Source organism: Pedobacter foliorum, from assembly GCF_013266735.1.
Classification (GTDB): domain Bacteria; phylum Bacteroidota; class Bacteroidia; order Sphingobacteriales; family Sphingobacteriaceae; genus Pedobacter; species Pedobacter foliorum.
This window is the reverse complement of sequence record NZ_JABSNU010000003.1, coordinates 283,170-305,146: the sequence shown is the minus strand read 5'-3', so window position 1 is coordinate 305,146 and position 21,977 is coordinate 283,170. Positions and strand designations below refer to the sequence as shown.

The 21,977-nt window shown below is 37.9% G+C and carries 17 protein-coding genes; 6 read left to right on the top strand and 11 right to left on the bottom strand.

Going from position 1 to position 21,977, the window contains the following annotated elements:
- Positions 1 to 46 precede the first annotated feature (46 nt).
- Complete coding sequence (gene hutH / locus HQN83_RS08085) at positions 47 to 1,537, top strand: histidine ammonia-lyase (protein WP_173089834.1); 1,491 nt, start codon at positions 47 to 49, stop codon at positions 1,535 to 1,537.
- Positions 1,538 to 1,646: 109 nt separating this feature from the next.
- On the opposite strand, the gene HQN83_RS08080 is transcribed toward hutH, so the two are convergent.
- Together HQN83_RS08080 and HQN83_RS08075 are read right to left on the bottom strand one after the other, a co-directional pair.
- The gene (locus tag HQN83_RS08080) at positions 1,647 to 3,968 is read right to left on the bottom strand and encodes a TonB-dependent receptor (RefSeq protein WP_173089833.1); all 2,322 of its coding nucleotides are present in this window, start codon (positions 3,966 to 3,968) and stop codon (positions 1,647 to 1,649) included.
- 122 nt (positions 3,969 to 4,090) lie between these two features.
- A complete protein-coding gene (locus tag HQN83_RS08075; protein WP_173089832.1) occupies positions 4,091 to 4,435 on the bottom strand; it encodes a hypothetical protein in 345 nt (114 codons plus the stop codon).
- A 72-nt stretch (positions 4,436 to 4,507) separates the two neighbouring features.
- Here HQN83_RS08075 and hutU point away from each other — a divergent pair, with 72 nt between their 5' ends.
- Together hutU and HQN83_RS08065 are read left to right on the top strand one after the other, a co-directional pair.
- On the top strand, positions 4,508 to 6,160 hold the full coding sequence (hutU, locus tag HQN83_RS08070; RefSeq protein ID WP_173089831.1) for a urocanate hydratase: 1,653 nt from the start codon (positions 4,508 to 4,510) through the stop codon (positions 6,158 to 6,160).
- Positions 6,157 to 6,630, top strand: a complete 474-nt coding sequence (locus HQN83_RS08065; protein ID WP_173089830.1) for a nuclear transport factor 2 family protein — start codon at positions 6,157 to 6,159, stop codon at positions 6,628 to 6,630. Before hutU ends, HQN83_RS08065 begins: the two co-directional genes overlap by 4 nt.
- On the opposite strand, the gene hisS is transcribed toward HQN83_RS08065, so the two are convergent.
- The 3 genes from hisS to pdhA form a co-directional block, all read right to left on the bottom strand.
- Complete coding sequence (hisS, locus tag HQN83_RS08060; RefSeq protein WP_173089829.1) at positions 6,627 to 8,015, bottom strand: histidine--tRNA ligase; 1,389 nt, start codon at positions 8,013 to 8,015, stop codon at positions 6,627 to 6,629. The genes HQN83_RS08065 and hisS overlap by 4 nt on opposite strands.
- Positions 8,016 to 8,239: 224 nt before the next feature.
- Entirely contained in the window at positions 8,240 to 9,880 is a 1,641-nt protein-coding gene (locus HQN83_RS08055) for a pyruvate dehydrogenase complex dihydrolipoamide acetyltransferase (protein ID WP_173089828.1), read from the bottom strand.
- Between the two features lie 29 nt (positions 9,881 to 9,909).
- Positions 9,910 to 10,905, bottom strand: a complete 996-nt coding sequence (gene pdhA, locus HQN83_RS08050) for a pyruvate dehydrogenase (acetyl-transferring) E1 component subunit alpha (protein ID WP_108204833.1) — start codon at positions 10,903 to 10,905, stop codon at positions 9,910 to 9,912.
- Positions 10,906 to 11,139: 234 nt separating this feature from the next.
- Here pdhA and HQN83_RS08045 point away from each other — a divergent pair, with 234 nt between their 5' ends.
- Positions 11,140 to 11,694 (top strand): C40 family peptidase, encoded by a 555-nt coding sequence (locus HQN83_RS08045; RefSeq protein WP_173089827.1) that lies wholly within the window; start codon positions 11,140 to 11,142, stop codon positions 11,692 to 11,694.
- 70 nt (positions 11,695 to 11,764) lie between these two features.
- Complete coding sequence (locus HQN83_RS08040; protein ID WP_173089826.1) at positions 11,765 to 12,880, top strand: CapA family protein; 1,116 nt, start codon at positions 11,765 to 11,767, stop codon at positions 12,878 to 12,880.
- Here the strand turns inward: HQN83_RS08040 and HQN83_RS08035 are convergent.
- Positions 12,877 to 13,062, bottom strand: a complete 186-nt coding sequence (locus HQN83_RS08035) for a hypothetical protein (protein WP_173089825.1) — start codon at positions 13,060 to 13,062, stop codon at positions 12,877 to 12,879. The two genes, HQN83_RS08040 and HQN83_RS08035, sit on opposite strands and share 4 nt — an antisense overlap.
- 94 nt (positions 13,063 to 13,156) lie before the next feature.
- On the opposite strand from HQN83_RS08035, the gene HQN83_RS08030 reads away from it, so the two are divergent.
- A complete protein-coding gene (locus tag HQN83_RS08030; RefSeq protein WP_173089824.1) occupies positions 13,157 to 14,089 on the top strand; it encodes an SPFH domain-containing protein in 933 nt (310 codons plus the stop codon).
- An 87-nt stretch (positions 14,090 to 14,176) separates the two neighbouring features.
- On the opposite strand, the gene HQN83_RS08025 is transcribed toward HQN83_RS08030, so the two are convergent.
- From HQN83_RS08025 to HQN83_RS08005, 5 genes are all read right to left on the bottom strand, one after another.
- Positions 14,177 to 16,369, bottom strand: coding sequence for a carboxy terminal-processing peptidase (locus HQN83_RS08025; RefSeq protein WP_173089823.1), 2,193 nt, complete (start codon positions 16,367 to 16,369; stop codon positions 14,177 to 14,179).
- Between the two features lie 164 nt (positions 16,370 to 16,533).
- Positions 16,534 to 17,238: a tetratricopeptide repeat protein gene (locus tag HQN83_RS08020; protein ID WP_173089822.1), complete on the bottom strand. Its 705-nt coding sequence runs from the start codon at positions 17,236 to 17,238 to the stop codon at positions 16,534 to 16,536.
- A 75-nt stretch (positions 17,239 to 17,313) separates the two neighbouring features.
- Positions 17,314 to 19,845, bottom strand: coding sequence for a phosphocholine-specific phospholipase C (locus HQN83_RS08015; RefSeq protein ID WP_173089821.1), 2,532 nt, complete (start codon positions 19,843 to 19,845; stop codon positions 17,314 to 17,316).
- A 140-nt stretch (positions 19,846 to 19,985) separates the two neighbouring features.
- A complete protein-coding gene (locus HQN83_RS08010; protein WP_173089820.1) occupies positions 19,986 to 20,828 on the bottom strand; it encodes an isoaspartyl peptidase/L-asparaginase in 843 nt (280 codons plus the stop codon).
- A gap of 1 nt (position 20,829) precedes the next feature.
- On the bottom strand, positions 20,830 to 21,705 hold the full coding sequence (locus HQN83_RS08005) for a cyanophycinase (RefSeq protein ID WP_173089819.1): 876 nt from the start codon (positions 21,703 to 21,705) through the stop codon (positions 20,830 to 20,832).
- Positions 21,706 to 21,977 lie beyond the last annotated feature (272 nt).

Sequence of the window (21,977 nt, the reverse complement as noted above, 5' to 3'; positions counted from 1 at the left end):
CTAAACTTAAGCATTATTTATAATTTTGCTTAAATATAAACAAAGAATGAGCATTCATTATTTAGGTTTGGAAAGGTTAAGCCTTAACCAGATCACAAAAATCGTTGCTGAAAAGCAATCCATTGAATTATCTGATGCTGCTATCGAAAGAATTGAAAAGTGCAGAAAGTATCTGGACAATAAATTGAATCATAACGATGCCCCCATCTATGGAATAAACACAGGTTTTGGTTACTTACAAAATGTAAAAATTGAGGCAGAAATGCTATCTCAATTACAACATAACCTACTTTTATCTCATGCTTGTGGTACAGGAGAAGAAGTGCCGACAGAAATTGTTCGGCTGATGCTTTTACTGAAAATACAATCGCTCAATTATGGTCATTCTGCAATAGCCTTAACTACAGTTCAAAGACTTGTAGCCTTTTATAACAATGATATTCTTCCGGTAATCTATACCCAGGGATCATTGGGAGCCTCTGGTGACTTAGCCCCCCTTGCGCATCTGGCATTGCCATTAATAGGTGAAGGTACCGTAACCTATAAAGGAGAGAAAACTACTACTGCTGACTTATACCGTACATTGGATTGGCAACCACTTGTTCTCCAATCTAAAGAGGGTTTGGCACTAATAAATGGTACTCAGTTTATGAGTGCGTACGGAGTTTACTGCCTTTCAAAGGCACAAAATCTTGCAAATTGGGCTGATGCTATTGCAGCTACCTCTATTGATAGCTTTGATTGCAGAATTGATCCATTTGATGACCTCAGCCACCTAATCAGACCGCATGCCGGTCAAGTGCAGACTGCGGCAAATATTAGCAAATGGCTGGAAGGAAGTGAGCTGATTAAGCAGGAAGGCAAGCAGACTCAAGACCCTTATTCATTTAGATGTGTACCACAAGTTCACGGAGCAAGTAAAGACAGCATCAATTACATACAGTCAGTTTTTGAAACGGAGATAAACTCTGTTACTGATAACCCTAATGTTTTTCCTGATGAAGACAGGATTATCTCTGCTGGCAATTTCCATGGTCAGCCATTAGCATTAACACTTGACTTTATGTGTCTTGCTTTGGCAGAATTTGGATCGATATCTGAAAGGCGAACTTTTCAACTGATCTCAGGACAGCGAGGCCTGCCTCCTTTTCTTGTTAAAAATGCCGGATTAAATTCTGGGCTAATGATAACTCAATATACTGCTGCATCTATTGCCAGTGAAAACAAGCAGCTATGCACACCGGCATCTGTAGATAGTATTGTTTCGAGTAATGGACAGGAAGATCACGTAAGCATGGGTGCTAATGCAGCCACCAAATGCTTGAGGGTTGTAAATAATTTGGAGAGAATTTTGGCGATTGAGTTGTTAACCGCAGCACAGGCTTTAGAATTTAGAAGACCTCTTAAAACATCTCCTGAATTAGAAAAATTGATTTCAGCTTTCAGGAAAGAAATACCAGCTCATGAAAATGATAGATTACTCTCCATTGAGATTCAGAAATCTGTGCAGTTTTTAAGGGAATATAGAGGGATTTAGAAGCTTAAAAGCATGTGGTATTAAAGCGAATGTTTTTACCGCGATCGTTATCCTGCTGAAAATACTATCGCAGTAAAAACATTCTTTTAATACCACATACCTTAACACATTACTTTTTCAAAGTAAACGGAATATTCACCCCAAAAGTGATATTGCGTCCCTGATTGTAAATACCAAGCGTCTGATCTTCATCACTTAATCTTCCAGGCTTAAATCTACTTAAATGGTCATAATATGCTTTATCCAGTAAATTCTTACCTGCAACATAAATCGTGATATCTTGATTTTTGCTCAACTTAACTGTTGTTCCAATTGAGGCATTTAAGAGTGTGTAACCTGATGAAGGTTGCTCAAAACTATCTACTTTGCTTTGCTTAAAGAAATTATCTATCCCTACAGAAAGATAAGAATGATCCAAACCATTTATTTTTGGCTCAAAGCGCAATTCATTACGCAACGTTGCTGCCGGAATAAAAGGTAACGATTCTTTGGTAGTACGATTTGTTGCGCGAGTAAAAGAAAACCCATTCTCTAAATGGATAAAGCTAACAGGGTGTAAAGTTAAAGATGCTTCTATCCCTCTTAAAAAAGCATTGTTCTGAACAAAGTTATACACAGGAAAGTTTCTACCATCCACTTCTTTTGTAGCTCCATTAGTACTGTAATAAATGTAATCGTTGATGTAATTTGCGAAGCCGCCTAAGCTGGCACTTAGGTATTTGTTCTCATAATCGAATGAGGCATCAAATTGATAACTCTGCTCAGGCTTAAGGTTCGGATTACCTACCTCATAACGAAATACTCCCTCGTGAACGCCATTAGAAGATAACTCTGCAATATTTGGTGCTCTAAAAGCACTTCCCAAATTCGTTTTAAAGCTAAGCTCATCATTAAACTCATGTGTATAACCAAGGGCACCGGTAATATGAGAAAACTTATTACTAAAAGCATTAAAGTCTACATCATCAGTATGAAAATCTTTACCTGTCATTTTTCTATAGTCGAAACGGGCACCCACATTAAATGTGTTCTTGTCCCATGTTTTCTTAACAAAAGCAAAGCCTCCAAATGCTTGACTATCAAAATCTGGAATTAGCTGTTCTAATCCACCTGTATTTAAACTATGAATAAACTCACCCGAAACACCAATTACGGGTGCCCAGCCATTTATTTCATTAAAAGAATACTTTAGATCATAACTATAGGTATAACTGTTTAAAAACAGACTAGGATCCTCTCCTGCTGCCGACAGCTCTCTTCTGAGGTTATGCTGATAGCCTAAAGTTGCCTTTAAACTTCCATCTCCCAATAAAATATTACTATTTAAAGCGATTTTATAGTGACGAACGTCTTGTTTTGGAAATGCCAATGTTCTATCCTTATTCTGATCATCAGTAAATACCGCACCTTCATCATTTGCAAGCTGCCCTTCTTCATTTCTTACGGGCTCATAAAATCCAATATTTGTACGAAAACTGGATGCATCTAAATGTGCATATCCCCATCTTTTGTTCAGCCCAATCTGACCTTCAAAATTAGATTCATTGAATCCAGAATTAGGGACATATTCTGTTGGTGTTTGATATGAATAAGCATTTTTATAGGAACCTCTAGCTCTATAAACAAAACCATTTTCATTACCCTGAAGCATTAAAGAGCTACCTGTTAAACCATTATTTGTTGCATAGTTAGTTAAGAATTCGCCTTTCAAATACCCCTCAGGAACCGGAAGCGCATCGAGTATATTAATAACTCCCCCTAAAGCATCTGAACCATACATTAAACTTGCAGGCCCTTTTAATACCTCAACCCTATCTGCACTGTACTGATCAATTTCAATACCATGTTCATCTCCCCATTGCTGTCCTTGTTGCTTCACCCCATTATTTAGCGTTACCACCCTGTTGTAGCTTAATCCACGAATAACCGGTTTTGATATACCAGCTCCAGTTGTGATCTGAGATACCCCTGGAGTACGGGATATCGCGTCTATTAAATTGGTTGATGGGCGATACAACAGATCAGCCTTGCTAACAGTTGCAATAGATGTACTATTTTTCTTATTATCGGAACTATTCGCCGATCCTGTAATAACCACTTCTCTTCCCTCAATTACACTCGACTTTAAAGCGAACTCCATTGAGCCTACCGTCTTAAAATCGACAGTTTGTGTTATAGTTTGGTATCCTACATACCTAATCTGCACCAGGAAATTTCCGTGTGCAGGAACATTTTTGAGGATAAATTCACCTGATTCATTTGTCATAGCGGATACTCGAAGATCAGGGATTAAAATTGACGCTCCTGGTAGTGGTTGCTTAGTTTCAGCATCAATCACTTTACCCTTCAATTCTATTAATTCAGCGGCAAAACTATTAGCTGATAATAATGTATATAGTAGTACAACTAGCAAAAATTGTATCTTTTTCATGAATGTATTTATATGAGTACAAAACCAGCTCTAAGATTAAACAGGCTTTATTTGAGTGTATAAAAATCATGAAGCACCGCATAAAAAATGCAGCCTCATGAAAACAATAAATTATTTAAGAATTAAACTACAGGAGGGCCTCTTAACCCTAAGCTAATCAACTCAGCATAAGAACTGCTGATTGCTTCTACGGGTTTTAAAACAGGTTTGCTAACCTGATATATAGTGTAGTGAGAATGTGTAGTGATGTAATCTTTTTCGAAATGAGCCGCACAAATTAAACAAGTATCAGCATGGTTGCGAATATGATATTGATGTTTACAGGTTTCCCCATTTTTGGCACAGGTAGTCTCTTCCTCATGATGATTATGAAGAATGCTAAACGGAGTAAGTGCAATGGAAAAGACCATTAACAAAACAACCGAGATAGCTCTATTGATATGTAAAACCTTTTCTTTCAATTTCAAAGACCAAACTTAACCAATTCTATATAATTCTATACATTTGTCTGGTAACATTGCCTTTATATGACTGCTATTATGAATTTAAATCTTGATCTCAGTAAAAAAAATACACCAACAGGCACCACATTAACCTGTAAAGGGTGGGTGCAGGAAGCTGCATTAAGAATGTTATTAAACAACCTTGATCCAGACGTAGCTGAACGTCCTGAAGAGCTTATTGTTTATGGTGGTCGTGGTAAAGCTGCAAGAAATAAAGAAGCCCTGGCGCTAATCATTAAAGCCTTGCAAAATCTGGAAGATACAGAAACCCTGTTAATACAATCTGGGAAACCAGTTGGAGTATTACCAACACATAAGGATGCACCAAGGGTTTTGATATCAAATTCTCAGCTGGTTCCTAAATGGGCTACCCAACAACATTTTGATGAGCTGGAAGATAAGGGTTTAATGATGTATGGCCAGATGACTGCAGGTTCATGGATCTACATCGGTTCGCAAGGCATAGTACAAGGCACTTACGAAACCTATTCCGCGTTAGCGAAAAAACACTTCAATAGCAATTTAAAGAACACTTTAAATGTTACAGCTGGTCTAGGTGGCATGGGTGGTGCCCAACCACTAGCAATAACAATGAATCAAGGTGTTTGTTTAGCCGCTGAAGTTGAAGAATGGCGTATTCAGAAAAGATTGGAAACACGCTACATCGACGAAATTGAACACAATATAGATGCTGCAATTGACAGGGCATTACAATACAAACAAGAAGGCAAAGCATTATCAATTGGTGTAGTTTGTAATGCAGTTGAGTTACTACAGCGATTGATTGATAGAAATATTACACCAGATACATTAACAGATCAAACCTCTGCACATGATCCTTTAATTGGATACTTCCCTGAAGGATTAAGTGTTTCAGAAGCTAACACTTTGCGCAAAGCGAATCCCGAAAAGTATGTAGAATTGTCTTATGCTACCATGGCTAAGCATGTGCGACAAATGCTGGAATTACAGCGTCGTGGCGCTATCACATTTGACTACGGGAACAATCTGCGTGGCCGGGCACTGGAGGTAGGGGTTAAAGATGCATTTGACTTCCCTGGTTTCGTTCCGGCTTATATCCGTCCACTATTCTGCGAGGGAAAAGGTCCTTTTAGATGGGCGGCCTTAAGTGGTGACCCACAAGATATTTATGAAACCGACAAACTGATTCTTGAGCTATTCCCTGAAAATGAAAGCTTAAAACAGTGGATTACCATGGCTCAGGAACGTATTGCCTTTCAGGGCTTACCCGCCAGAATTTGCTGGCTTGGACAAGGAGAACGAGAAAAAGCAGGTGTGGCATTTAACAAACTAGTAGCCGAAGGAAAAGTAAAAGCTCCAATTGTAATTGGTCGAGATCACTTAGATACAGGCTCTGTCGCCTCCCCTAATCGGGAAACCGAAGCTATGTTAGACGGTTCCGATGCTGTAGCAGATTGGCCTATTCTTAACGCACTCATCAATACTGCGGGTGGAGCAAGCTGGGTTTCATTACACCATGGTGGTGGAGTAGGAATCGGATACTCTATCCATGCGGGGATGGTAATAGTTGCAGATGGCACAGCTGATGCCGAAGTTAGAATTAAAAGGGTATTACATAATGACCCTGCAATGGGGGTTATCAGACATGCTGATGCCGGATATGATATTGCAAAAGACACTTTAAGAAAACACCGTTTAGGCTTATGACAACGAACGAAGAACTTATCCGCCACTTTTACACCAGTTTTCAAAATAAGGACGTAAAGGCAATGCAAAACTGCTACGCTGATAACGCAACCTTTAGCGATCCGGTTTTTAGTAATTTAGATGCAAATCAGGTGCGTGCAATGTGGGCCATGCTCATCAAAAGCGGTAAGGATATGCGAATTGAATTCAAAAATATCTCCGGCAATGGGACCGGAGGCAGTGCTGAATGGGATGCATATTATACTTTTTCTGCTACCGGGAACAAAGTGATCAACCGTGTTAAAGCTTCCTTTCTAATTGAGAATGGCAAAATTGTAAAACATACGGATGATTTTAATTTCCATACATGGGCCAAACAAGCCCTTGGATTTACAGGACTTGTATTAGGATGGACAGGATTTTTAAGAAACAAAATCAGTACAAAAGCAAAAGGAAACCTGGAAGCCTTTATGGCTTCCTCAAAAGGCTAACTAACTTTTAACTGCTCAATGATAGCCGCAACAGTTAATTTCTCTTGCTGACCACTGTGCATGTCTTTTAATGTTAACACACCGGTGCTCATTTCATCGCTACCGATCAATACTACATAAGGGATATGCTTATCATCAGCATAGCTCATTTGCTTTTTAAGCTTCGCTGAAGAAGGATAAAGCTCTGCGGCTATATTTGCGCTACGTAGTTGCTGTAAGATCGGCAGAGCGTATCTTTCAGCGTCCTTATCAAAGTTACTGATCAGAACCTTGGTACCAGCAGCAGTAGATTCAGGAAAAAGATTCAATTCCAACAATACGTCATAAATTCTATCTGCTCCAAAAGACACACCTACCCCGGTTAAGCCTTTTAAACCAAACATACCGGTTAAGTCATCATATCTTCCTCCACCTCCGATGCTACCCATGGCAACTTCATTGGTTTTAACTTCAAATATGCAGCCCGTATAATAATTTAATCCTCTTGCAAGGGTAATATCTAATTCAACGTTTGGCTTTAAAGATGTATCAGCTTTAAGCATTGAAGCTACATAATCAAATACCGATTCTATCTCTTCAACACCTTTAAGTCCCGTTTCCGAAACTGCCAATACTGTTTTCAAACTAGCAAGCTTTTGCTCATTGGTTCCTTCCAGCAAGATAACAGGCTTTAACCTATCAATATCCGCCTCAGTAAACCCACGTTCTAATAACTCTTTAATTACACCATCCAAGCCAATTTTATCAAGCTTATCGATAGCTACAGTCATGTCTATAATTAGCTCAGGCTTACCTACAACTTCAGCAATTCCTGATAATATCTTACGGTTATTGATCTTGATTGTGAAATCCTTTAAACCAAGATTGCTTAACGCTTCCTGATAGATCAATATAAACTCTGCTTCATTTAATAAACTATCCGAACCTACAACATCCACATCACACTGATAAAACTCTCTGTAACGTCCTTTCTGCGGTCTATCAGCACGCCATACCGGCTGCACCTGAAAACGTTTAAAAGGAAGAGAAATATCATTCTGATGCATCACAACGTAGCGGGCAAAAGGCACCGTTAAATCATAGCGTAATGCTTTTTCACTAATAGATGAAATAACAGCATTTGAGTTTGCCTGTGCAAGTAACTCAGGCTTTACTTTCGAAAGGTAATCGCCACTGTTTAAGATCTTAAATATCAGTTTATCACCCTCATCGCCATATTTACCAGTTAAAGTTGATAGGTTCTCCATTGAGGGAGTTTGTATCTCTGCATAACCATATTTTTTAAACACCGTTTTAACAGTATCAAAAATATAGTTGCGTTTCACCATTTCTTGTGGAGAAAAATCTCTGGTTCCTTTTGCTAAAGAGGGTTTGATATTCGACATGAGCGCAAAAGTACAAAAAGTAACAGTTATGCTCCTCGTCATCCTGAATTTATTTCAGGACCCCCGCACCTACTATTCCCAACTTTTATGATAGCTGCTCCTTCTCGGATCCTGAAATAAATTCAGGATGACGTAAATAAAAAAAGGTTGTCTGCTTTATGGGCAAACAACCTTTAATATTTTATATGATTTACCTGTTAAAATCTAACTGGTATATTTTCCGATTAAACCAATAATCTGATTGGCTCTTCTAGCAATCCTTTAAGTGTTTGTAAGAAGGCAGCACCTGTAGCGCCATCAACAACGCGGTGATCACAGCCTAAGCTTAGTTTCATCACATTACCTGGTACAACTGCTCCGTTTTTAACAACCGGAATTTGTTGTATTGCACCTACTGATAAAATTGCACCATCCGGAGAGTTGATGATTGATGTAAATTCATCAATACCAAACATACCCAAATTAGAAACAGTAAAAGTAGAACCTTCCCAATCTGATGGTTGTAATTTTTTAGCTTTCGCTTTCTGTCCGTACTCCTTAACTTCTGCTGAGATATGAGATAATGACTTACCATCTGCAAAACGAACTACAGGAACTAACAAACCATCTTCTACAGCCATAGCAACACCAATGTTAGTATGCTCATTGAAGCGGATTTTATCTCCACGCCATGAAGAGTTAACTGCTGGATGTTGTTTTAACGCAACAGCAACCGCTTTGATTATAATATCATTGAACGAAACCTTAACCGGAGCTACAGCATTAATAGCCGTACGTGCAGTCATTGCATTGTCCATATCAATACTAATATTCAAGTAGAAATGTGGAGCAGTGAACAAGCTCTCTGCTAAACGTTTGGCAATTACCTTACGCATTTGCGATACTGGTTTCTCAGTAAATCTTTCTTCACCAACATATTGAGGAATAACTGGCGCAGCTTTCCCTGCAGCTGGAGCTGAAGAAGATTCAGCAGCTTTAGCGGCAGGCTTAAAGTTCTCAATATCTTTTTTAATGATACGACCACCATCTGCACTACCTGCAACCTGGCTAAGATCAATACCTTTTTCCTGAGCAATTTTTTTAGCTAATGGAGATGCTTTTACGCGATCTGTACTTGCAGAAGCAGCAGGAGCTTCTTCTTTCGCAACTGATGTAGAAGATTTCTCTTCAACAGGAGCGTCAGATTTTTTATCAGCAGCAGGTTTTGCCGGAGCATCACCCTGATTAAGTATTCCACTAATGTCAGTTCCTTGCGGACCTACAATAGCAATAATACCATTTACTTTAGCCGCTTGTCCTTTTTCAACACCAATATGTAATAAAGTTCCGTCTGCATAACCCATTACTTCCATAGTAGCCTTATCGGTTTCTACATCAGCAAGAATATCATCATTTTTAACTGTATCACCTACTTTTTTATGCCATTCAGCAATTACGCCTTCAGTCATTGTATCACTTAATAAAGGCATACGAACAACAGTAACACCTTGTTTTTCAAGATCTGCGTCAGTTAATGCAGGAGCTGAAGCAGTTTCTTTTTTCTCTTCAACAGGTTTACTTGCTGCAGGCTCTTCTTTAGCAGGTGTTGCACCAGCTTCAGCATCTAGAGCTGCTTTATAATCTTCACCTTCTTTACCAATTACAGCAATTATAGCATCAACAGGAACAGCTTTACCTTCTTCTACACCAATGTACAAAATGGTACCATCCCAATATGATTCTAAATCCATGGTTGCCTTATCGGTTTCCACTTCGGCCATAACATCGCCGCTTTTAACTTTATCGCCAACTTTTTTATGCCACTTAGCCATAACACCTTCTGTCATGGTATCGCTCATCTTGGGCATTCTAACTATTTCAGCCATTCTATATATCTATTGAAATGCGTTCTAAATTAATCTTGTACGTATGGGTAGTCTTGTTGCACATAAACATCAGTAAATAATTCTGATGCTTCAGGCCAAGGTGACTCTTCAGCAAATTTAACAGACTCATCAACAATCTGTTTAACTTTATTTTCGATTTCCTCGATCCAAGCCTGATCTGCATATTTCTCTTTAAGAATAGCTTCTCTTACAGTTTCAATAGGATCTTTAGCTTTGTACTCTTCTAATTCGTCTTTAGTACGATATTTAGCAGGGTCAGACATAGAGTGCCCTCTGTAACGGTAAGTTCTCATTTCTAAGAAAGTTGGTCCTTCACCGTTTCTTGCACGTTGAGCAGCCTCATCCATTGCATTGTGAACAGCAACAGGATCCATCCCGTCAACCGGTGCACATGGCATATCGAAACCTAAACCGATTTTATAAAGATCAAGCATGTTAGTGGTACGCTCAACTGAAGTTCCCATTGCGTAACCATTGTTTTCGCAAACAAATATTACAGGTAATTTCCAAAGCATCGCCATATTGAAAGTCTCATTTAAAGCTCCCTGACGAACTGCTCCGTCACCCATATAGCAAACATTTACATTTTTAGTGCCTTTATATTTTTCAGCAAATGCAATACCTGCTCCAAGAGGAATTTGTCCCCCTACAATACCGTGGCCTCCATAAAAATTAAATTCCTTACTAAACATGTGCATAGAACCACCTTTGCCTTTTGAGCAACCTGTAGCTTTACCATACATTTCGGCCATAATGCTGTTAGCACTTACGCCTTTTGCCAATGCATGAGCATGATCACGGTAGGTAGTAATCATGGAATCTTCCTGATTTAATGCAGAAATAGCTCCCGCAACTACGGCTTCCTGGCCAATATACAAATGACAAAATCCACGGATTTTCTGTTGTCCGTATAATTGTCCAGTTTTTTCTTCGAATTTGCGCATCAGCAACATCGACTCAAACCACTTCAGATAGGTATCTTTATTAATTTCTACTGCACTCATTGTTGGGTGTTGATTTTTATTTACGAGAGCAAATCTACTTCTTTATTGCAACATATCGAAGAAAATGATGTAAAATGCACACTAAGGTTACAAAAAATGTTAATAACTTTTAATATTAGGTCTGTGACATTTGGATAACATTTGTAAAATACATATGTTTGCCATCCAAACAATAAGCCCGCAGTGGTGTACGTTTAAGTGTAAGTGCTTTTTACCCAAACTTAACAGTATAACATGATAAAAAAGTTTTTGTTGTCTTCCCTAGTTGTATTGTGCAGCCTCTCGGCCTTAAACGCACAAACAAAAACAAAAGAAACTAATAAATTAGAAGATCCTGACAATTTAGCCTCACAATATTTTTCGCAAGTGATGGGCGTTGCCGTTGATGCAACTTCTAACATTAAACTGTATAAATTCATTTACGAATGGATTGGAACTCCCTACAGATTTGGTGGAAATACGAGCAAAGGCATTGATTGTTCGGCATTTACAAAAGCCATTTACGATAAAGTTTTCAACACTACTATATTAAGAAACTCAAGAGATATTTTTAGCATGGTTGATCCATTGTCTAAAGATGAACTGAAAGAAGGTGATCTTGTATTCTTTAAAATAAAAAGCAGAAGCATTACGCACATCGGAATCTATTTGGGGGATAACCGTTTTGCTCACGCTTCATCAACACGTGGTGTTGTAATCAGTAATTTAAATGAACCTTATTACTCTAGATATTTCTATAAAGGCGGAAGAATAATTGATGCTGTAAAGAATGATCTAATTGAGGAATAAGATTCTTTTTGAATATAAAGCATTTAAGTCCTCCTGATATTTTGGGAGGATTTTTTTTTATCAATTAAAAATGAGACTTCTAAGTATAAGCCTTTTAAACATCTTGTTTAGCTTAATCCTGCTAAGCTGTACCACAACAACAGCATCCACCGCTGATCTTTCACAAATTCAGGACACCACACAAAAAGACACTACAGTTTTAAAAAAAGATACCCTTTCCATAATTGCTGTAGGCGATATTATGATTGGTTCTGCATATCCTGATAAATCAAACCTACCAAAAGACGATGCGATAAATAGCTTCAAAAATGTAGACACTTTTTTAAAAGGAGATATTGTCTTTGGAAATCTTGAAGGATGTTTCCTCAACAGTGGTAAGTCTACAAAATGCAAAGACACCATTGGGAATAGCTGCTTTGCATTTAGAATGCCCGAAAGGTATGCCGGAATCATAAAAAATGCAGGATTCAATTTATTAAGTATTGCAAATAACCATGTTGGTGATTTCGGCCTTAAAGGCAGAGAAAAAACCGCAACTATCCTTGATTCACTAAACATAAATTATGCGGGGCTGCAGTCGCACCCATCAGTTATTTTCGAAAAGGATAGTATCAAATATGCATTCTGTGCCTTTGCACCTAATGAGAATACCGTTTCAATCAATAAGCTCGACAGTGCTAAATCGCTTGTAGCAAGGTTAAAAACGCAGGCTGACGTTGTTATTGTTTCCTTCCATGGCGGTGGCGAAGGCGCCAAATTTGAACATGTACCAAGAACAAACGAAATATTTTACGAAGAAAACAGAGGCAATGTATATTCCTTTGCTCATGGTGTAATAGACGCAGGGGCTGACGTTGTTCTTGGTCATGGCCCCCATGTTACCAGAGCAGTAGAGGTTTATAAAAACAAATTCATTGCTTATAGTTTAGGCAATTTTTGTACTTACGGAATGTTTAGCCTTAAAGGCCCTAACGGCTTTGCCCCATTGCTACAGCTTAAAATCAAATCGAACGGCGACTTTATTCTTGCTGATATTATTTCAGTAAAGCAGAATAAGATTAGCAATTTAACTCTGGACACCAACTATACCGCCTTTAAAAAGATCCAATGGCTAACTAATACCGATTTCCCTGAACATCAGTTAAATTTCTCTGGTAACGGTCGTATTGAATTAAAAAAAGACTAAGCCTCATCTTTTGTATTCTTTATTAAACCTATACCGGATACAAAGAATATAACCCCAATAACGGCAACTACAATCAACTCTCTAGCCTGTACAGTGTGCTGAACATACCCGTACCCAGCATAAATAAGCCCTACTATTCCCAAAACAGTTAAGATAGTTCCAAAAGTTCGTTTAACATTCATAAGGTAAATTTTAGTTAGATTAATTAACTAATGCAATATCTATGCCCGATAGTTCGTATCTTAACTTATTCATTATCATAATTAACAAAACGCTATGGAATACACTTTTTACATCATTCTTTTTATTGCAGCAGTGATATTAATCAGTTCATTTGTAACTGTTAAACAAGGCACAATTGCAGTAGTAACTATTTTCGGAAAATACAGGAGACTACTAAGTCCCGGGCTAAGCTTAAAAATACCCTTGATTGAAAATATTCACTCCAGAATTTCAATACAAAACAGATCTGTAGAGCTTTCTTTCCAGGCAGTAACGCAGGATCAGGCCAATGTATATTTCAAAGCCATGTTACTTTATTCTGTAATTAACCATGATGAAGAAACAATTAAGAACGTTGCCTTTAAATTCGTTGACTCTACAAACTTAATGCAGGCACTAATCCGTACCATTGAAGGCTCCATAAGAGCCTATGTAGCCACACAAAAGCAAGCAAATGTACTTGCCCAAAGAAACGAAATAGTAGACCACGTTAAGCATCAGATAGATCAGGTATTAGAAAGCTGGGGTTATCACTTACAGGATTTACAACTTAACGACATTACATTTGATGAAGAGATTATGCGCTCTATGAGTCGCGTGGTAGCCTCAAACAACTTAAAAGCCGCAGCCGAAAATGAAGGTCAGGCTTTATTGATTACAAAAACAAAAGGAGCAGAAGCAGATGGTAATGCCATTAAAATTGCAGCCGCAGCAGAACGTGAGGCAGCTCAACTTAGAGGTCAGGGTATTGCGTTATTCCGTGCAGAAGTTGCTCATGGTATGACTAAAGCAGCTCAAGAAATGGAAGAGGCTAATCTGGATATTTCAGTTATTCTTTTCACAATGTGGACTGAATCTATTAAACAATTTGCTGAAAACAGCGATGGCAATGTGATCTTCCTTGATGGATCTACTGAGGGTATGAACCGAACAATGAAAGAAATGATGGCGATGCAAATGCAAAAAACCGCTGAAAAGAAGAAATAAAGTTCAAGACAAAAACTCTATTAAAACAAGAGCGGCGACTAGAATTCTAGTCGCCGCTCTTGTTTTACACTCATTTATAACGAATCGTTATTTGAATTCTGCGTTTGTTGTTTTAACAACCGCTTTATCTTTAGGGTTAGTAACCTTCATAAGGTCCAACATTACTTTTAAGCTTTCTTCTTCAACAAAGTCAAAGCTCTCTTCCTTATTTATTTTATCACCTTTTTTAACTGGCGGAAGACCTCTTTCTGCTCTTAACAAATTCGTTTTCTCCAATGCTTTAGCTTCTAGGCTATCGCGTTCAGCTTTAAGTTTTGCTTCATTTAAAGTAATTGAGACTTCTTTCTCTCTCTTCTTCATATCGGCAATATCCTGATTAAGGATTTTGTAATCTAAAGATTGAGCCATTCTTTCCTCATGAAGTTTAACCAATTCAGGTTTAATCGGATTAAGATCTGCTACAGGCGTAAAATTAGATCTCTTAATCTCATCCCATGGTAGTGCCGATTTTTCAGTATCCTCTCCTATTTTATCCATTGGATATAAAGAAGGGAATTCAATATCCGGCATTACACCTTTATGCTGTGTACTACTTCCGGTTATACGATAGAACTTAGCCATTGTCAAATTGATCTGACCTAACTGAGGAGGTGCCACACCATCTTTACCTGCTGCTCCACCCGCTACATTTTTACCAACCAAAGCGGCAAGTCTTTGCAAAATAGATGGATTTACCAGCTGATTCATATCTATAGACGACTGTACGGTTCCTTTACCATAAGTTTGAGTTCCCATGATAATACCACGACCATAATCCTGAATTGCACCTGCAAAAATCTCAGATGCAGAAGCGCTCAATCGATCAACCATCACACCAAATGGACCAGTCCAAAGTGCACCTGGATTAGTGTCCTCATCAACTTCAATAGCGCCTTTGATATCCTTAACCTGCACAACAGGTCCTTTATCAATAAATAAACCAGTAAGATCGATGGCTTCTACCAATGATCCACCGCCATTAGCTCTAAGGTCCATTACAATGGCATCAACCTTATCACGATTTTTAAGGGTATCAATTAATAACCTTACGTCACGAGTTGTACTTTTATAATTAGGATCACCTGCTCTTGCAGCTTTAAAATCAGCATAGAATGCAGGAACGGTAATTATACCAATCTTATATGGTTTTCCATCAGATTGAATTGTTTTAACTTTTTTCTTAGCAGACTGCTCTTCCATAACAATCTTTTCTCTCACCAGCTCAACAATCACCGGTTTAGAAGAAAGATCCATACCTACAGGAATTATTTTCAATCTAACCTTAGTTCCTTTAGGACCTTTAATTTTAGCAACAGAGTTTTCTATTCTCCATCCGATAATGTCCTCAAACTCTGCACTTCCTTGTGCTACACCCACAATTCTATCGCCAGCACTCAATAGCTTGCTCTTAAAGGCGGGACCACCCGGAATGATCTCCGAAATCTTAAGAACCTCATTCTCTAATTGTAGTCTTGCACCGATTCCTTCAAAAGAACGTGCCATATCTTCATTAAAAGCCTGAGCATTAGTAGGATTAAAATAATTAGTATGTGGATCAATAGTTTCAGTAAAAGCATCCATAATGGTCTGGAAGATGTCCTGATTATTAACTTTGGCTGCCTGGGATTTTAAATTTTGATATCTCTTGGTTAAGGTCTCAACATTTTTAGCTTCAGGTGTACCTGCAATTTTCAGGTTAACAAGTTCATACTTTACTTTCTTTTTCCAAATGTCATTTAATGCGGTAGTTGATGTTGCCCACGGCATCTTTTCACGATCAAAAACGTAACTATCGTTCTGATTAAAATCATACTTAGTTTTTATTTGATTCAATGAATATGCAATCCATTCATTATATCTTTTTAGGTACACATTGAAAATATAAAATGGAGCATTTAGACTACCCGCTCTGAAATCATCGTCCAGAGAAAATCTAAACTTCTCAAATTCCTTTATATCAGAAGCAAGAAAATAATACTTATAAGGATCCAAATCCTTAATGTATTTGTCTAACACCACAGAAGATATTGAATCGTTAACTTTTATTTTTTTGTAATTATAGTTCTCTATGAGGGTAACTATCTCCTTACATACCAGTGCTTGTTTTTCATCGGGCACAATATTACTTACACCCTGCACCATTTGCTGTGGTTGTGGTGATGCATGACATGCGAGTACAGCGGCGGTAAAGGTTACCAATAATATTCTTTTCAACATCTCTTTTGCTATTTTAAAATCCATTTTTATAATCCAACACTAATATGATACCAATTTCATAAATAAACAGAAAAGAGACAGTATTATTACTGTCTCTTTTCTGTAAACTTACGAAAGTTATCGAAATACTATTAAAAAAATTAAACTTAAAAACACCTTCAAACACAGAAGATTACAATAATGTATTTTTATTTCTTCTTTGATGATTTTTTTACGGCCTTAGTAGCTGCAATAGCAGGAAGCATTGATCTGGCATCTTTAATCTGATTTTTAAATTCGACGTTATTAGCCGATTTGGCCAAAATCTCCGCTCTGTCCAGATCCTTAGCCGCCAAAGAATACTCCTTTTTCCTGATCTTTACATTTGCTGAACCTAAAACCGACTCTATATAAGCTGAACTATTCCCTAGCTGCTTGGCCAAAATGCCTTGCTGAGTATAAAACCATAATGATTGAACAGGCTTATTTAAGGCAAGGTAAATCCTACCCAATTGGCTATAAGATTCCATCTGACCGTTTCTACTACCCATTTTCGAGTAGTTTTTTAACGCCACATTTAAAACCACTTGTTCCGCTTCAACAAAATGCGCCAGCTGATAATGAGCATTACTTAATCTCATCAAGGCTTCGCCATAGCGAGCAAATTGCTTAGAACTATTGTATTCAAAAGCAGCCTTACCAAACAATGTTACGGCTTCATTTAGCTCCCCATTTTTTTCATTTTTCTCGGCTTCAGCAAAATAAGTGTCTCCCTCTTTCTCATCGAGATTAGATACTACAATATTTATAGCTCCACTTCCCTGTAGGGGTTGCTGAGGCAGAAAATGACTGGTTTGAGTCATTGCTCGATTTGATATAATCAGAAAAATGATTGCTAACCAACTCTTGTTCATACGGTAAAGATATAACAAAAGTAGTAAACAAGCACTATCTCTTTGGGCTAACTTGCTAAGAAACAAGCTCAGATGCTAAACAGTTCCTCCCATTAAAGGATCTGTTTTAGTCTCAACACCGGTTTCTACATGTCCCGAAAATCGTTCTTCAAAAACATCATTCCCTTGTAGTCTTACGCTGAAATCATACCAGTTATAAGATTTTGAAAGGTCTAAAATAACACTCACTTTCCCTCCTGCAGCCACTAATTTATTTTGATGACCTTTACCATAGCTATTGTCCACTATTATAAACGTTTGTGGTTTGGAGCTGTTATTAGCAACATCAACTTTAATATTACCGGTTAGCTTATTTGGATTAAGCCGGTTACGCTCATAGCCCACATTTACCTTTACTTGAGGGCTATTCCTATTTCCAATAAATTCTCTATAAAACCCATTTGGACCATTCACTCGCAAATGGTAAGCTTCATTTTCAAATGCATTAACCGGCCAACTATAACTTAACTGATCTCCAGCAGAAACAGCAAACGACCAATTTCTTGAAACTTCATCTTTACTTATTTCATCGTTATACTTTACAGGAACACTTACCGTAAATGGAGAACCTGCCGCTTTCTCATTAAATACTTTATTAGCCGATATAAAATTGATTTCGAAACTATTTTTATCCCCCCTTAATCCTCCATCCACATACAATTCATAAGGTAAAGCACAGGAAGATCGTATTCCTTTTTCCTGCAGTAACATTCCCGCTTTCTGATCTGCAATTTTTCTGATCTCTGTATCAGAAAGCTTTTTGAATCCTATTGGATCTGCTTTAAACTTGGCATTGTATATAGTTTCCACATTTTTATCTCGATCAAGAAAAGCGATCTTTTCTAACTTATTGCCATTATAAGGACTAAAAGCAGAGGTAAGATCTCCGCAAATGGTACGGCGCCACTTGCTAATATTATCAAGCTTTATGTTCTTTTTGAATTTTCTATTTACAAATCCTTCCAAAAACTGTAAAGACGAAGTGTGGTCAAAAACTTCAGAACACACCTTACCTCCTCTGCTCCACGGAGAAGCAATAACCATCGGCACTCTAAAACCAAGTCCTATTGGAGCCTCACGTGCCTGATTTTTAGGAATCCCTTGTTTTAGTTCATTCTCTAAGCGAACATGCTCTATTTCGGTTTCTATTCCCTTTGAACATTTTCCGGTTCCGGGTATTTTGGCATCTGAGATTGAAAAAGGAGGAATATGATCATAATAACCATCATTCTCATCATAAGTAACAATAAATATCGTTTTCTTCCAAACCTCAGGGTTCTTAGTTAAAATATCGAGAATCTCTGATACATACCAGGCGCCATACCACGGAGCACTTGGATGGTCGGAGAAGTTTTGCGGACCAGCAAGCCACGATACAACAGGTAGTTTCCCTGTATTTACATCTTGCCTGAATTGATGAAGCAAATCGCCTTTTGGCACAGTCACCTTACGCTCTGCACCTTCATCATTATAGGTAAGCGCTGTAATGGATCGAAAATTAGCATCACCAGAATTAATTACAAAAGCACTTTTATAGAGATGCTTTTCTTTGTCAGTTAACTTCTCATAGCTTTCTCTGTTCCATTTTGAAAGTTCGCTACGGGCATTATCTAATACTTCCTGTTTTTTTCTAATACTTTCAAGAGCCTTTTTCCCATCCTCCTCACTAGATGGAGTTCTTTCCTGCAGTTTATTAATTTCACCGGGAAGCCCCTCTGCTTGTTTCTGTAGATTTGTTATGTACCGCTCGGAGAACTTAACATTATAAGCTTTAAAAAATTCAAGGAGGTTACAGCCAAAGTTGGATAACCATGAACGTTCTTCGTCGACAAAACCGCCCCCACAACTTAGATCATTTTGATAGAATTTCCATGGAATGTTATTCTCTGCCAATAATTCGGGGAACGTGCCCCAAGGCATATTTCCATAACCAAAGTCTGTATTTCTAATGTTTGCTTTTGGGATGCCGTCTTCTTCATGAGTAATTTTACCTGTCCAGAAGAAAGAACGATTAGGTGTAGTACTAGTCATTGCAGAACAAAAGTTCTGATCGCAAACCGTAAAGGCATCAGCCATACTATAATTAAATGGCAAATCTTCTCGGGTATAATAACCTAAAGTTAAAGGCATATCAGCATATGCTTTATTGCCCGATCTTTTTGCTGGAAGCCACTTGTCATACTTCCCAAAGTTATTGGCATCTACCTGGCTAGCTCTCGAATGAGGCAAATCGCCCATCCAGGTAACTTTTGTATCTTTTATATTTAATCGAAATGGAGAGTAGGTATTGCCCGCTGCATCAGTTTGAAACCATACCGGTTTTTTATCCGGTAAATGAACGGCCCGAGGATCATTAAAACCTCTTACCCCCTGCAAGGTTCCAAAACAGTGGTCAAATGAGCGATTTTCCTGCATTAATATAACCACATGTTCAGCATCAAGATAGGTACTACCCATTTCGGGATTTATGGCAAATGCCCTTTGTATTGCCGAAGGCATAACAGTTGCCATGGCTGTACCGCCAGATAGTAACGCTACCTTTTTTAAAAAATCTCTACGTGAATCCATTTCGTTAATAATTAAATGTTCGTGCAACAAAGCCGCAGGTCAAATATCTTTCACGAAATTAAAATTAGTGTTAGCTGGTAGTTAATCTACAACAAATACAGTATTATAGCTGTTACGTTAAACTCAATTATCAGGTATTATTATGGGAAGACCTGCAGGCTGTCATCAAAAGAAGCCCAAACCATATACGGATGAGAATCCAGATGATAAATCTCTCCTTGCGAAGAAATACCTATTACACCTGCAAAACCATCAATTAACTTCAACTCTGCAAATGATTTTTCACAAGCATCCTTTAAGCTAAAACCATCTGTTACACGGGTAACTATCTTTGCTGCCAAAGCAGTATTTACAATATCCTCTCCAACCCCCGTACAAGAAATGCCGGCAAACGGATTGGCAAAATTGCCTGCTACAGTTGCAGAATCACTAACCCTGCATGGAATTTCGAAGCCTTTTCCACCTGTTGAGGTTGCTGCAGCAATATTTCCGTCGGCATCTAATGCAACACATCCAACAGTTCCCTTTCTTTCTTGCTGGTTTAATTTAGCCTGATATTCTAGTCTTCTTTGCGAGGTAATTGGATCAAAATATCCAAATCCGTTTTTGGTTGCAAAAGCTGAAGCTCCTTCACCACTTAGAACCCTGTCTTCATAGCCTAACAATTTCTCAGAAACCTGAATAGGATTTTTTACATCCTCAATATTGATAACTCCACTAAATTTTTGAGTTTTCCCATCCATTAGGGAGGCACTTAAACGGACTTTTCCGTCACTTTGGATTTGCGACCCCAAGCCAGCATTAAACAATTCGTCATCTTCCAGCAAACTCACAGTATAAACTACCGTTTCCAGCGCTGTATGAGTTTGCAAATAATTATGCGCTTGTGTAACTATAGCCGACAGGGCTTGCTGTTTTGCTTTTTTCGTTTCCTGATTGGTATCCGATTCACTAAAGAATCCACCATGTATAATTACTTTCATCCTAATCTGCTGAAACAACTTTTGGATGATGAATAGTTAATTTATGTTCTGTAAGATTATAAGTGTCGCCATCACACATTACATGTACAATCATGTTTTTAATAGAAACAGGTTGACCCATTTCAACGTCGGTTAAGTTCGTATCAGCCATATCTCTACCATCAACCAAAATAACCATTCCACTACCTATAGCTTCCATGTTATTTCCTTCAGATATATATAACCCTGTATCTTCACCTAAACCAATACCTAAAATACCCGGATTACTTGCCGTAGCATATAACAAGCGACCTATTCTACCTCTTTGTACAAAATGTGTATCTACAATTACTCCATCAATAAAGCCTAGTCCACCGGTAATTTTAACCTCTCCTTTTAAAAGTGCATCCTTAGAACTTCCCTGATAGATCATATTTTTGGAAGATGCCGCAGCCCCAGCAGATGTTCCTGCAATTACTACAGGTTCATTCTGATATTTATCTAATAAAATTTGATGAATGGATGTACCTCCAAATATTGATGACAACCGAAGCTGATCTCCTCCGGTAAAAATGATTACATCGGCAGCTTTTACCCTTTCACAATTCTCAATTGAGTTGGCTTGTTCACGATTGTTAATGTTTAACACACCAACATCTTGCACATCAAGTTGAGCAAATGCCTTTATATACTCTTCGCCAACTTTCTCTGGAATAAGTGATGCCGTGGTGATGATTTCGAATCTTGATTTATTATCTTTTATAGATTCAACAGTGATTTTCTTTAAAATACCCCTTTCAAAAAAGTTCATATTTTGGGGCAACCCGAACTGAGTTTCAGTAAAACTTCCGGTATTTATTGCACCCCCTATAATAATTAATTTACCCTTCGGAGTCATTTCAAATATTTATATTTCCAATAGGGCCAAACTTAGATAAAATTGATTTGTAATGCAATTTTATCATCTATTCAGAAAAATTTCAGCTTTTAAATCGAACCGTATTGTTAACTATAACAAATAAGACTAAACTAGGACTCTTATAGGACTTTCGTAGGAGTTTTGTAGGACTATAGTCCTACAAAACTCCTTTTTTATACATTTCACAGTCTGGCCTATCACCCTTTTTAAATAAGGCCCGCTCAAGATCCTCTCATTCCTACCTCTAAAGC